This is a genomic window from Massilia cavernae (assembly GCF_003590855.1).
GTDB lineage: Bacteria > Pseudomonadota > Gammaproteobacteria > Burkholderiales > Burkholderiaceae_D > Telluria_A > Telluria_A cavernae.
The window spans coordinates 1-13433 of sequence record NZ_QYUP01000129.1 but is presented as its reverse complement, the minus strand read 5'-3'; the positions used below and the strand labels follow the sequence as shown (position 1 = coordinate 13433).

Below are 13433 nucleotides of genomic sequence, written 5' to 3'. Positions count from 1 at the left end.
AAAAATGACCCTTTCCAGGAAATTACCCGTTCGCTTGTCAAAATTTTCTAGCTCTTTAATGACGGGCATTTCGTCAAGCTGGCCACTTGCAATTGTCATGATACTTCCCCTAAATTTTCTATTTCAACTTCTCAAACCCGACCCCTTGCGCACCCACCACAGCGACGCCCGTCCCGGCCGCTGCGACGCCTGCGAAGGCATTCGGCACTGCGGCCTTGCGCAAGGTAAAACTGGCGCCGCCATCGTTGCTGATCAGGAGCTTGCTACCTTGGGTTACTAGGACGATGCGGCCATCGGCAAGGCGGGTTCCGCCAGTGATGCCCTCGCTGAGCCGCGTGTCCACTTTGTTCCAGGTACGCCCGCTGTCGCTGCTGCGAAACGCGTTGCCGCGCATGCCAAACACAAGCAGCGTTCCCTGCTCTGCAACAAGGCCGAAATAAGTGCCCTGATAGGAACCGGGCAGGGCAACGAAGCGGCGTTTCTCTTTGTCCAAACGCAGTATCAGACCTTGCTCCCCTACCACATAGATGCCATCCGCCGAGCCCCGGATGCCATAAAGATGCAGGCTGTTGGGGTTATCCATCCTATCCATCCACGGAATCCAGCTGTTGCCGCCGTCTTCGGTGGCGAAGATCTGCCCGAAAGCGCCGACAACGAAGCCTTTTTGTTCGTCTTCGAACCAGACGTCAAGGAAAGGGTGGATAGGCCCTTGCTCTATATACCGCTGTGCATCTGCAAGCAGGGCATCGGAGCCGGCCTGGCCCGATCCGGCCTCGCGGTAGTATGCGACCGTCGTCTTTGCAGCCGCCCGGCCGTCAAACTGCTTGGCCCAGCTTCGGCCACCATCGCCGCTATGCAAAACCACGCCATCATGGCCGACGGCCCATCCATGTCGCTCTGATGCAAAATGTACCGCCACCAGGTCGGAACTGACCGGAGAAGGCGACTGGATCCACGTGGTCCCGGCGTCGTTCGCAATGAGGATATGTCCACGCCGGCCCACCGCCGCCACTTTGGACCCCGATGTAGCGATGCCCGCCATCGCACTGCGCGCCACCAGTGTGCTCTGCCGGGCTGGAACGTCCAGCGGATCCTGATAGGCCGCGTGGCACGGCAATATGGCTGTCGCCAGTGCGCATGCAGCGGCTGCGCGCATGAGAATAAACCTGCCCATTTGATTTCTTTCCTTAGTATTGACACGCGGGCGCTACCGCCCGCGTGCGTTCTGACTATGCGCGTTAGCGCAGGCCGCGAGCGGACAAGCCATCCGCAGTCCACCAACGCGCAGACTGCTGGGGAACGTCGAAATAGCCTTTGGTTTCCGCAGCCAGGCTGTTGATCACGTATATGCCGTTGACCAGGTCGTAATGGCCATACGTATCCGCCGTTGGCGCCGGCGTCTCATAGCGTTGGATCATGTAATTGAAGCCGACTCGGTAGAGTTTTCCGCTGGCGTCATACTGGTCGCTTGCGCCAGCGTTGAAGGTGTCCTCGTCCCAATAGAAGACCCGCTTGGAATACACGTGACGCTTGCCCGGCTTCAAGTTCGCCTCGACTACCCAGACCCGGTGCAGCTCCCAGCGGATACATTCTGGATTCAAATGATTTGGCGTCACCACTTTGTCGTCCGGACACGACTTGGGATCATTCAGCTTGTAGGAGTTGTATGGGATGTACATTTCCTTTTTTCCCAGCAACTTGAAATTGAAGCGATCCATGCGGCCGGCGAACAACGCCATGTCATCGTACGTATTGGCGCCGGCCGACTGGGCCATCGGCGTATCTGCAGCCAGCTCGGGAGCGAGCTTCACGCGGCGCTGGCCGGGAAGATACTGCCACGCCTTGCGGCTGTCGGTGACAAAGCTCATCGGATCAATCAGCGTCACCGCATCGCCGGCGATACGGGATGGCGCAGTCGAGGTCCAGGAAATCATCCAATACTTGTCGGTGCTGGTCTTGTTGGGATCGTAATACGGGTATTCCTGATGAATATCGTTCTGCCCGGTCATGACCTTCTTGCCGCTCGAGTCAACGTAGTAGGTACGTTGCGTCACGAAATAAGAAAAGCCCCCGAAGCGCAGCAGGTGATTCCACATGGCTTCATAGCCATCCTTCGGAATAGGAAAGGGAACGCCGCCGTGGCAGCCATCGACAGCTTCACCGGCATTAGTTGTCTTACAGTTAAGTGCATTCTTGAGGGTATTGTCCCGCACGTACTTGGGAACCGCGGCAGTGCGGTGGGTTGGATACACGTCGACGCGGAAGGTAGGATATTTTTTGATCAGCGCCTTGGTGCCCTCAGTCAGCTTGTCGGCATACTTGTCCACATTCTTCGCATCGATGGTCAGCGTAGGCTTTTCATTGCCGAATGGATCCGGCCGGTGCCCAGGATTCTTGCGGTCATAACCGGCGGGCGGCGTGCCCAGGCCCCCGGTATATTCGGGGATGGTGCCGGCGCTGTTGCCGCTTTTTTCCGCTCCGATCCAGGTCAAGGAAGTGCCCAATTGCTTGGCTTCCTCGACGGGTACTGCGGCGTGCACACCGCCGACCATTGCGATACCACCAAGCACCAACAGAATTCGCGAATTTTTCATTGATATCTCCAGTATGAGTTTTGTTGTATTCAAAATGCGGTTTGAAAGTGGCAACCAGCCAGCCACGATCGGTCAGCGGCAACTCACCGTTGAATTGACCGTTTGGCTTGATCTTGCCCAGGTAGTCCACGTACTTCAGACTGAGGTTGTATTTTTGTTGGCCAACGTCAGGAGTCAGCGCGATACTCGCAGTGCGCCCTGGCCTTGATAGCCGCAGCGCGTACGGCCGAGTTTGCCGCTCAAGCCGGTCTGATACGTGATGGGCATTTGCAATTCAACGGATGGCAACACTTGGGAACCAGGTTCGGCGTGAAGTTAAGCGGCATGCCAACGTAATTTTTCGTGGCACAGGCGCTCGTCTTTGTCTTTGCGGCGCTAAGGCGGCATAGCCTACGCCGAAAACAGGGCAGGGTTCCTAGTGACTCTATCCAGCCTGCTGTAGGCCACTTCACCCAAGTAGCTAGCCGTATCGAATAACGGCGTTCTTCCAATTAACCCCATGGCATTCACCACCACGTGATGGGTATTGCCGCGCGCCCCCTCGATTGCCCCGCCATCGCCAGGAGCACTGTTGAGCGCCGCATTTTTACGGTATGACCACTCTGCACCGTAACTGATGCCGCCCAGTTCCTTGGACAAGCTGATCCCAAACAATTGCAAGTCTTGAGCATAGGCAAGGCGATAACCGGCAGGTGCGCCAGCGGTACCGGACAACAGTAGCCATGGGTTTTTCTCATCATATTTACGATAGTAGAACCCGGCAGTACCGTTCAGCCACTGCGGACTCCAGCGTGCCATGACACCAAAGTCCCCTCGCCCGTCGGGCTTGAGATCCCTGCTACGCGGGAAGGCGAATCCCGGCGCTACCGGCAGCGCGTTCGGACCTTCCCCGAGGGAATCCAGCAATCCTAAATAGGTTCCGCCTTCCGGATAGCGGTTTGGGCGCCAGTCGAAGAAATATTGTGCGCCAATGGAGAGTTCTTCAGTCAAGCCCGCCTGGAACGATGCTTGGCTAACGGGCAGGAAAAGTTCCTTTACTTGCGACCCTGGATTGCCAAGCGCCTTGATCAGGTCTATCGGCCCCTGGGAAGAGGCAATGCCATGGCCGGCCGTCAAAAGGGACTCGCCCCAATAAATAGAATGGCGCCCCAGTTTCACGCTGACTGGAACGCTACCGGCGTCGAAATTGCTGAATACAAAGGCATCAAGAATTTCGCCGGACGCCCCCGCGTGATAACGCTTAGTGTAATTCGCGTAGCGGTTACTCGAATAGCTGTTTGGGAAACCTGCGGCAGCGACTTCCGAGTTTGATCGAATTGCGTCATCCCGATAGGCCTGGTCGTACCAGGCACTGGCACTGACACGGAAGCCGATATCCTTCTTGTAGGCGAAGTCGATTTCGGTCAAGAGATCGACACGGTTGCTGACCACGTCGCCGCTTTTGAATTTCGCGTCAGACTCATCGTAATTGGGGTGCGTGGCGATTCGACGATCCGGCGATTCGGTACGCATCCCCAGGTTGTAACGGATGCCATTATCCCAACGCAATGAAACATCGGGATTGCCTGTCTCGATCGACACTGCGGCTGCTTTTCCGGCAACAAAGGCAAGCGCAATAGCCAGCGCCAAACCTCTCTTGGACATACAAGAAACTTCATTTTGCATCGACGTTTTTTTCACCTTCTGTCTCCTTTCATTTGTCAACAAATTCAATCGCGGCGCCCATGCTGCAGTGCGGCCGCTGTCTCTCTGGTCTGGGTGAGATACAGGTGCACTGTAAGGAAGGGCGCATGGAGACACATCGTCGGATTTGACGAGCGACGACTTTTGGTGAGGAAAAACGACAACATGAAGCCCGCACGTCCAAGCGGCATCGGGGGGTTGAGACAGCCAGTGCTCGTCGGTTAAGACGAGCTCTTTTTGGCGAAAGTACGGTCCAATTTGAACTTGCAAACTTTTTTCAGAAACGAACATGTCCAATGATCCAATAGTTATTGTTTCTGCTGCACGTACACCGCTGGGAGCGTTCCTGGGCGACTTCTCGCAGCTAACCGCCCCTCTACTCGGCGCAGCCGCCATCAAGGCAGCTGTCGCAAGCGCTGGGATACCGGCCGAATCGGTCCAGGAACTCGTCCTCGGCTGCGTCCTGACCGCGGGGCTTGGCCAGGCGCCTGCTCGCCAAGCCAGCATCGCCGCCGGGCTGCCGTTATCGGTTAGCTGCGCCGTCGTCAGCAAGGTATGTGGATCCGGAATGAAAGCCGTCATGGTCGCTCATGACACGCTGGTCGCCGGCAGTAGCGACGTGGTGATTGCGGGCGGAATGGAGTCCATGAGCAATGCTCCGCACTTGATGCCTCAGGTGCGGGGAGGACTCAGGCTGGGCCACGGACGTGTGGTCGACCACATGTTCCTGGACGGTCTTGAAGATGCGTATTTTGAGCGTGGCCGTCTCATGGGCACTTTTGCTGAAGACTGCGCCGCCAGCTACGGCTTCACACGCGAAGACCAGGACACGTACGCGATCGAATCCACGGTCCGCGCGCAAAAAGCCATCACGTCCGGTGCATTCGCTTGGGAAATCGCGCCTGTCACCGTCACCAACAAGCTGGGCAATACCGAAATAGGCAATGACGAACAACCGTTGAAGGCACAGATCGACAAGATTCACCGGCTTAAACCAGCCTTCAGGAAAGACGGCACCGTGACAGCCGCTAACTCGAGTTCCATTTCGGATGGCGCAGCCGCGCTGGTACTGATGCGCCAGTCGACTGCGGACAAGCTGGGAGCCAAGGCAATCGCCACCATCCTGGGCCATACCACGCATGCCCATGAGCCCCATTTATTTCCCACAGCGCCGGTAACCGCGATGAATAAAATGCTGGCCAAGGTCGACTGGTCAGTCGACGACGTCGACCTGTGGGAGATCAATGAGGCTTTTGCCGTTGTCACGATGGCGGCCATCCGCGATCTGAAACTCGACATTGGCAAGGTGAATGTCCATGGCGGTGCATGTGCGCTGGGCCATCCGATTGGTGCCAGCGGCGCGCGCATTCTTGTGACGCTGATCGGCGCCTTGAAAAAAACTGGTGGCAAGCGCGGTATTGCGAGCCTTTGCATCGGCGGCGGCGAAGCCACCGCGATCGCCATTCAAATGAATTAAGGAAGATAGCTATGATACTGACCCAAGAACAGGAAATGATACGCGACTCCATGCGCGACTTCGCGCAGGCACGCCTGGCCCCCTTTGCAGGCGAATGGGACCGCAATCATACCTTCCCGAAAGAAGCGCTTCAGGCGCTCGGCGCGCTGGGCGCGCTCGGCATGATCGTCCCGGAGCGCTGGGGCGGCGCGGGCATGGATTACATGAGCCTGGTTCTGGCAATCGAAGAAATTGCTGCGGGCGATGGGGCTACCTCGACTATCGTCAGCGTGCAAAACTCGCTGGCCTGTGGCATCACGCTCAAATTCGGTTCCGACACACAAAAAGAGACATGGCTGAGACCCTTGGCACAGGGTGAAAAGTTGGGATGCTTTTGCCTGACCGAGCCCCATGCAGGATCGGATGCGTCGTCGCTGCGCACCACCGCCGAGCGTGACGGCGACGATTGGATCCTGAACGGCACCAAACAATTCATCACGACTGGCAAATACGCTGACGTTGCAATCGTCTTTGCCGTCACCAACAAGAATGAGGGAAAAAAAGGCATTTCGTGCTTTTTAGTCCCGACCACCACCGCCGGCTACATCGTGGCGCGCGTCGAAAACAAGTTGGGCCAAAAAGCCTCGGATACTGCGCAAATCATCTTTGACAACTGCAGGGTTCCTGCCAGCGCCATGATGGGTGCCGACGGTGACGGCTACAAGATCGCCCTGTCGAATCTGGAGGCTGGACGGATTGGCATTGCGGCGCAAGCGGTGGGCATGGCGCGCGCTGCTCTGGAGGCTGCGCTGAAATACGCACAGGAGCGAGAGACGTTCGGCAAACCGATTATCGAACACCAAGCTATTGCATTCCGCCTTGCCGACATGGCGACGCTGCTCAACGCGGCCCGGCTGATGGTGTGGCATGCGGCGAGCCTGAAAGATGCCAGCAAACCCTGCCTTACTGAAGCATCGATGGCAAAGATGTATGCGTCAGAAGTGGCAGAAAAGATTTGCTCCGACGCTATCCAAATTCATGGCGGTTACGGCTATGTCGATGACTTCCCGGTCGAGCGCATCTATCGCGATGTTCGAGTAACGCAAATTTACGAGGGCAGCAATGACATTCAACGTATGGTGATCAGCCGGGCGCTAGCACGGTAAGGATCGACCCCATGGGGTTTGGCAGGATGTTGAAAAATCCCCCCGGCCTGTCAACTGGACGGTTGGGGTATACGTTGTGCAATGAGAGCAACTTTCCACTTCGATATTATGCGCAAGTCCGACGTTACCCAGCACGCCATGTTCAGCTACCGATCGCTGGAGGAGCGTATTCCTGAGGCGCATCCGCTGCGCAAGTTGCGCATTCTGGTCGATGGAATTTTGCAGAGCATGAGTGCTGAATTTGAACCGCTGTACTCGCGTCGTGGCCGGCCGTCGATTGCGCCCGAGCGCTTGCTCAGAGCCAGCCTGATCCAGACTTTGTTTACGATTCGCTCCGAGCGCCAGCTGGTCCAGCACATCGAATACAACCTGCTCTATCGCTGGTTTGTCGGGATGAATATCGACGAGGCAGTATGGAACCACTCGACCTTCAGTGCCAACCGCGACCGCCTGTTCGGCGAGAGCATGGCCCAGCGTTTCTTCGCCCAGGTGTTGCTGATCGCGGAATGGCAGGATCTGATTTCGGACGAACATTTCACGGTTGATGGCACCCAGATCGAAGCATGGGCATCGATGAAAAGTTTCGTCAAGAAGGACAGCAGCGGCACGCCGCTCGAGGTTGGCGGGCGCAACGCCACCGTTGATTTCAAGGGCGAGCTCCAACGAAACGCATCAATCGACGACCAATCCGGACGCCCGCTTGTACAAGAAAAGCGAAGGCGACAAATCGCGGATGAGCTACTTGAGTCATGCGCTGATGGAGAACCGCAATGGCTTGGTTGTCGATGCCGAAACGACGCTCGCGACCGGCACGGCAGAGCGTGACGCGGCGCTGACGATGGCGACGCGGAGCATGACGAAAGCGGGCTCGACGCTGGGCGCCGACAAAGGCTATGATGCCGCCGGGTTCGTCAAGGATCTGCGCGCGCTGAAGATTACACCGCACGTCGCGCAGAAAAAACACAGCGCCATCGATGGCCGCACGACGCGCCACGATGGCTACGGGGTGAGCCTGAAGAAACGCAAACTGGTCGAGGAAATATTCGGCTGGCGCAAAACAATCGGTGGGCTTCGCAAAGCGTCGGTTTGGCGAAGGTCAGGGCGCAAACGATTTTTACTTTCGCAGCCTACAACCTGACACGCATGGCGACGATTTTTGGTTGGCGTTTGTCGACTGTATAGGGCGGAATCCGCCAAGTGAGCGCCGAAAGTCATGAAACACGCGGGAATCGCCCCGGAAAGCAACTAGAACCCGGTTTCGAGGCAGCATGCGGGTTTGCGAGCGATAAATTTCGACTGATCATCGATAAAACCCGAAGGTATCATGCCTTTTTCAACATCCTGTTAAGTCTGATGGAGCAGCGAGGCTGAGTTATTAATGATTCGATTCCACGTTTCGGCGGTGAGACGAACTATTGCATTAATATAATTCTTAACACGGCACTACAAAAACCCTTGCTTGACCGCTTGCAGAGATCTGACTGCGCACCATCAGGGACAGTGTAGTTATCTTTTCTGACGTATAATTTATCGATCAATACGCTGGAGTAATGCTGATGGCATACCCTGCTGATGAAAAGGAAACGGGCGTGCGAACGCCGGTGCCGGACAAGCACGAGGAAGAGTTGGTGCGGCTTAACCGTGCGCTCAGAACCTTAAGTGCCGGCAACCGTGCCCTGCTTCGAATGACAGATGAGCAGGACTTATTGCATGAGATGTGCCAGGTCATCGTCGAGACCGGTGGCTACGCCTTTGCCTGCGTCGCCTATGCGGTGCATGATGAGGCAAAGAGTCTGCGATGGATGGCAGGAGTCGGTACGGATATTGCACTCCTCGACACGTTCCATTTCACTTGGGCCGATACAGAATTCGGCAATAACTTGCCAGGCGCTGCAATTCGTACAGGTCAACCGATAGTAGGAGTGCATATCGAGGATCCGGCTTACGCGGGTGAAGTCTTCGCTCCCATACGTGAGCATATTATTCAACACGGTTATGCATCCTTTACCGCCTTTCCATTGCGCGTCGAGGGGCAGGTGCTCGGCGTCTTGGCGATAGCGGCAAACGAACCAGATGCCTTTGATGAAGAGGAAGTTAAACTGCTTAGCGAGTTGGCGGACGATCTCGCCTATGGCATTACCAACCTGCGCACGCATATCCAAAAGCGCGAAGCGCAAGCCACGATCACTCGTCTGGCATATTACGATACGCTCACCGGCTTGGCCAATCGCACGCGATTGGTGGAAGAACTGGAAGCCGCAATAGACGATGCGAAGCGGCAGCGTCATGCTCTGGCTGTATTGCATCTTGAAGTAGGCCACTTTCGTGCAATCAACAAGGTGCTGGGCTACCGCGCGGGCGACGAACTACTGCAGACACTCAGCCGGCGGCTATCCAGCGAGATACAGAGCAAGGAAATCTTGGCCAGGGTAGGCGAAGCGGAGTTCGCCCTGCTGTTGCCCGATGGCGGCGCCGAATATGCGATACAGGTCGCGCAACGCCTGCTGATCGTGCTGCTCGAGCCTGTCGAGGTCGCGCAGCTGACCCTGGATGCCAGGGTAGCAATCGGCATCGCGCTGTTTCCCGGCCACGCCACCAACGCGGAGTTCCTGTTAAGGCGTGCCAATGTCGCCATGCACCAGGCCAATCTGGCGTCTGGAGGCTACGCCATGTACACCGAGGGCCAGGAACAGGAGCACACCCGACGCCTGGCTCTCATGGGCGACCTGCACCGCGCCATTAAGAACAGCGAACTGCGCTTGTTTTGCCAGCCTAAGGTCGACATTCAGTCGCGCCGTGTATGCGGTGCCGAAGCACTCGTACGCTGGCAACATCCGCAACACGGCAACATTCCGACGTTCGAATTCATCCAACTCGCTGAAGAGGCGGGAACGATCACCCCACTGACGAACTGGATGCTGGAGGCCGCTTTCAGCCAAACCTACGCTTGGCATGAGGCGGGACTCGAGTGGCCGCTGGCAGTCAACTTGTCGGGGCACGACCTTTACGATCCGAGATTGATCGAACGCATCCGAGGCATGTTCTCGACCTGGGGCATTGCACCTTCGCTGATCCAATTTGAGCTTACCGAAAGCGCCGTGATGGCCAATCCCACAGCCTGCCTGGAAACGCTCGCCCGACTGAAGCAATTGGATGTCAAACTGTTCATCGACGATTATGGCACGGGATATTCCAGCCTGAGCTACCTGCAAAAGCTGCCTATCGATGCGGTAAAAATCGACCAATCATTTGTCATGCCGATGGTGATTAACAGCAATTCGGCGATGATCGTATCGTCCACAATCGAGCTGGGCCATAACCTGGGCTTGACCGTGGTGGCCGAAGGGGTGGACAGTCAAGCTGTCTGGGACCGGTTGGCGGCGCTAAAGTGTGATGTCGCACAAGGGTATCACATCAGTATGCCGATGCCGGCAGAGCAATTTCAGGCGTGGAGCAGTGCATGGTCGCAAGGCTCGCATTGTCAATAGCGTCCCACAACAACGCTTTTCGTCCGCCGCATATACATCAAGCCAACGACGCTTGGTCGAGCAGCGATGGCGGAATGATCTTGGTCATCAGGAAGGCGTTAGTGATCCGCTCTACCTCGACTTCTGCGCCTGGATAGTGGTCGAGGAATTCAGTTACGCTGGAGGCGAATGGCATCCATGCAATCGCGCCGCGAGGCGTCTCAACGATGATCTGCTGGGAGAACACCTCTTGGCTGTTTGAAAGCAGCGAATGCACAAATGCCGCCCGAGCTGCGCGGGGAGATTCTTCGTACGTTTCATAGGCCGCCAGCGCGCGTTTGATCGCTCCGACGAGCAGCGGCTGATTGTGTTTTCCGATCGACTGCATACCGACATATGACGCGAACGCCATCGCGATGTTTTCATGTTTTGGACGAAATGACCGTCGACTTGCTTGTTGAGGAACTCGACACTGTTCAAGGCGCTCAAGAAAAATTCGATTGGTCGTGCAAAGGAAAAGCTGGAGCATGCGAAGGCCACCAGCGAACGCGCCGAGAAGTTGAGCACGTGCTTCCATGTCGTGAAGTGCCTGTTCAAGCATCGAAAGACGCTAATCGCGGCCCTGGCAAAGAACAACGCGCACTGTACACGCTGTTCGCTTTTGCAAAACCTGGTCCTGGAAATGAAGACGTTTCCTTAGCTTCTGCAGAGCCGTACAGAGGACAAGTCACGGAAGTTGTTGAGATCTTTCTGCTCTAACGACAAGGCACTCACTGTCGAGCAATCGTTGGGTGACCGTCGGCGGAGGTCTTCGTTGGCAATACCACGATAGCAAGATAGATTGCCCGTGTACGTGACAGGAAGCGGGGAAAGTATGGTGGCCTTGGTGCTGGATGAAACCTCACGGGTATTTGGAGCGCATTTTCCCACCAACCGGACAAAAAAACCGGAGATCAGCAATGTGATCCTGCCGGCGCCACCCAGGGCCTTCGTTGATGGAGTCCCTTCCACCGCACAACTATTGCACGGAATCCGTCCGCTTCGGTGTTCCTTACGCGCGCCGCCGCTCACTGGCCTAGCTAGAGCCGTTTACCAGGTCGAGGTAAAATACGGAAAAGTGTTACTAAATAAAAAATTCGCTAAATCAACAGTTTAGCCTCCTGTAACTATTACTACTAAGCTTAATCGATGACTTTCCAGATTACTGTACAGCCTAGCGGCCACCAATTCACCTGCGAGGCTGACGAAACGGTACTGACCGCGGCGCTGCGGGCCGGCATCGGCCTGCCTTACGGCTGCAAGAACGGCGCCTGCGGGTCGTGCAAGGGTAAGGTCATGGAAGGGTCAGTCGAACACAAGGCGCACCAGCAGCGCGCGCTGCCGCCGGATGAAGCGGCCGCAGGCATGGCGCTGTTCTGCTGCGCGGTGCCGCAGCAGGACCTGGTGATCCAGGCGCGCGAAATCGCCGGCAGCAGCGAGTACCCGGTGCGCAAGATGCCGACCCGCGTGTCCGGCATCACCAAGGTGGCGCCGGACGTCGCCGTCGTCACGCTGCAGCTGCCGGCCAACGAAGCGCTGGCCTACCGCGCCGGCCAGTACATCGAGTTCCTGCTCAAGGACGGCAAGCGCCGCAGCTACAGCATGGCCAACGCGCCCAGCCTGGAAGGCCCGCTGACGCTGCACATCCGCCATATGGCCGGCGGCCTGTTCACCGACCACGTGTTCAACTCGATGAAGGAGCGCGACATCCTGCGCTTCGAAGGCCCGCACGGCACCTTCTTCCTGCGCGAGGAGTCGGACAAGCCGATCGTGCTGCTGGCGTCGGGCACCGGCTTCGCGCCGATCAAGGCGCTGGTCGAGCACCTGCTGCACCTGAAATCCACGCGCCCGGTGCACCTGTACTGGGGCGGCCGCCGCCCGCTCGACCTGTACATGAACGAACTGTGCGAGCAGTGGGCCGCGATCGTGCCGAACTTCACCTACGTGCCGGTGGTGTCGAACGCGCTGCCGGAAGACCAGTGGACTGGCCGCACCGGCTTCGTCCACCAGGCCGTGATGCAGGACCTGCCCGACCTGTCGAACTACCAGGTGTACGCCTGCGGCGCGCCTGTCGTTATCGATTCGGCGCGCAAGGACTACGTCGAACAATGCGGCCTGCCGGCCGACGAGTTCTACGCCGACGCCTTCACCAGCGAAGCCGACCTGGTGTCCTGACCCTGTTGACAATGGGAATGTCGGCGAAAACGTGTAAGATCGAAGCGTGTGGCCGCAGTACTTTTCCGAACAACCAGGAGTAAGCATATGCAAATTAACGTCAACACCGACAAGACCATCGAACGCCACCAGGGCCTGGATGACCACGTACAGAATGTTGTCGGCGAGGCCGTCAAGCGTTTCGGTGAGCACATTACCCGCATCGAAGTCCACCTGTCCGATGACAACAGCGCCAAGTCGGTCGACGGCGGCAACCGCTGCACGCTGGAGGCGCGCGTTACCGGCTACCAGCCGGTGGTCGTCAGCCACCATTCGATCACGCTGCACCAGGCCATTTCCGGCGCCGCCGACAAGCTCAAGCGCGCGATCGACAGCGCGCTGGGCCGCCTGCACGACAAGAAGCTGAGCACGACGCCACGCATCGGCGAGGCGATGGCCGAAGAATCGGCTGCCCGCCTGGCCGTGGAAGCCGGCGAGGAAGAAAGTACCGCCCAGCAGGGCAACGCATAAAAATGCGAATGGCCCCGGAAGGGGCCATTTGCTTTAGTAGTGATATCTGCAGGAAATGATTGTGATGTCGGAGTCATCCACTTCATAGATCAGGCGATTTTTCTCGTCGATTCTTCGCGACCAACACGCTGCCAAACTGACCTTCAATGGCTCCGGCTTTCCGATTCCTTCAAACGGGGTACGTCTTGCGGACTCGATCAATTGATTAATCCGCTTCAATGTTTTCTTGTCTTGTCCTTGCCAATAGACATAATCATTCCAAGCGTCATCCGTGAACTTCGTGTTCCGCATCTTCGTGTTCCTCTACATCAGGCACGTCAATTAGGGCCCGTTGCTTGGAACG

The 13433-nt window shown here is 57.1% G+C and carries 10 protein-coding genes and 2 pseudogenes; 7 read left to right on the top strand and 5 right to left on the bottom strand.

Annotated elements, in window-relative coordinates:
- Positions 1 to 118 precede the first annotated feature (118 nt).
- From D3872_RS17595 to D3872_RS17585, 3 genes are all read right to left on the bottom strand, one after another.
- Entirely contained in the window at positions 119 to 1174 is a 1056-nt protein-coding gene (locus D3872_RS17595; protein ID WP_119812029.1) for a WD40/YVTN/BNR-like repeat-containing protein, read from the bottom strand.
- A 64-nt stretch (positions 1175 to 1238) separates the two neighbouring features.
- A complete protein-coding gene (locus tag D3872_RS17590; protein ID WP_119812028.1) occupies positions 1239 to 2594 on the bottom strand; it encodes a DUF1329 domain-containing protein in 1356 nt (451 codons plus the stop codon).
- Positions 2595 to 2984: 390 nt separating this feature from the next.
- Positions 2985 to 4568 carry a DUF1302 domain-containing protein gene (locus D3872_RS17585; protein ID WP_182915844.1) on the bottom strand — a complete coding sequence of 528 codons (1584 nt, stop codon included), beginning with the start codon at positions 4566 to 4568 and terminating at the stop codon, positions 2985 to 2987.
- Here D3872_RS17585 and D3872_RS17580 point away from each other — a divergent pair.
- The 4 genes and pseudogenes from D3872_RS17580 (at position 4567) to D3872_RS17565 (ending at position 10387) form a co-directional block, all read left to right on the top strand.
- Positions 4567 to 5754 (top strand): acetyl-CoA C-acyltransferase, encoded by a 1188-nt coding sequence (locus D3872_RS17580; RefSeq protein WP_119812027.1) that lies wholly within the window; start codon positions 4567 to 4569, stop codon positions 5752 to 5754. The two genes, D3872_RS17585 and D3872_RS17580, sit on opposite strands and share 2 nt — an antisense overlap.
- 11 nt (positions 5755 to 5765) lie before the next feature.
- Entirely contained in the window at positions 5766 to 6899 is a 1134-nt protein-coding gene (locus D3872_RS17575; RefSeq protein ID WP_119812026.1) for an acyl-CoA dehydrogenase, read from the top strand.
- Between the two features lie 108 nt (positions 6900 to 7007).
- Positions 7008 to 8081: pseudogene (locus D3872_RS17570) on the top strand (IS5 family transposase).
- Positions 8082 to 8449: 368 nt separating this feature from the next.
- A complete protein-coding gene (locus D3872_RS17565; protein WP_229459387.1) occupies positions 8450 to 10387 on the top strand; it encodes a putative bifunctional diguanylate cyclase/phosphodiesterase in 1938 nt (645 codons plus the stop codon).
- A gap of 37 nt (positions 10388 to 10424) precedes the next feature.
- Here D3872_RS17565 and D3872_RS17560 read toward each other — a convergent pair whose 3' ends face one another.
- Positions 10425 to 10778, bottom strand: coding sequence for a hypothetical protein (locus D3872_RS17560; RefSeq protein ID WP_119812025.1), 354 nt, complete (start codon positions 10776 to 10778; stop codon positions 10425 to 10427).
- 66 nt (positions 10779 to 10844) lie between these two features.
- On the opposite strand from D3872_RS17560, the pseudogene D3872_RS27525 reads away from it, so the two are divergent.
- The 3 genes and pseudogenes from D3872_RS27525 to D3872_RS17545 form a co-directional block, all read left to right on the top strand.
- Positions 10845 to 11125, top strand: a pseudogene (locus tag D3872_RS27525) (hypothetical protein); the annotation flags it as partial.
- 429 nt (positions 11126 to 11554) lie between these two features.
- Positions 11555 to 12580 (top strand): CDP-6-deoxy-delta-3,4-glucoseen reductase, encoded by a 1026-nt coding sequence (locus D3872_RS17550; protein WP_119812023.1) that lies wholly within the window; start codon positions 11555 to 11557, stop codon positions 12578 to 12580.
- Between the two features lie 87 nt (positions 12581 to 12667).
- Positions 12668 to 13090, top strand: coding sequence for an HPF/RaiA family ribosome-associated protein (locus D3872_RS17545; RefSeq protein WP_119812022.1), 423 nt, complete (start codon positions 12668 to 12670; stop codon positions 13088 to 13090).
- A gap of 33 nt (positions 13091 to 13123) precedes the next feature.
- Here D3872_RS17545 and D3872_RS17540 read toward each other — a convergent pair whose 3' ends face one another.
- Positions 13124 to 13381, bottom strand: coding sequence for a Txe/YoeB family addiction module toxin (locus D3872_RS17540; protein WP_119812021.1), 258 nt, complete (start codon positions 13379 to 13381; stop codon positions 13124 to 13126).
- Positions 13382 to 13433 lie beyond the last annotated feature (52 nt).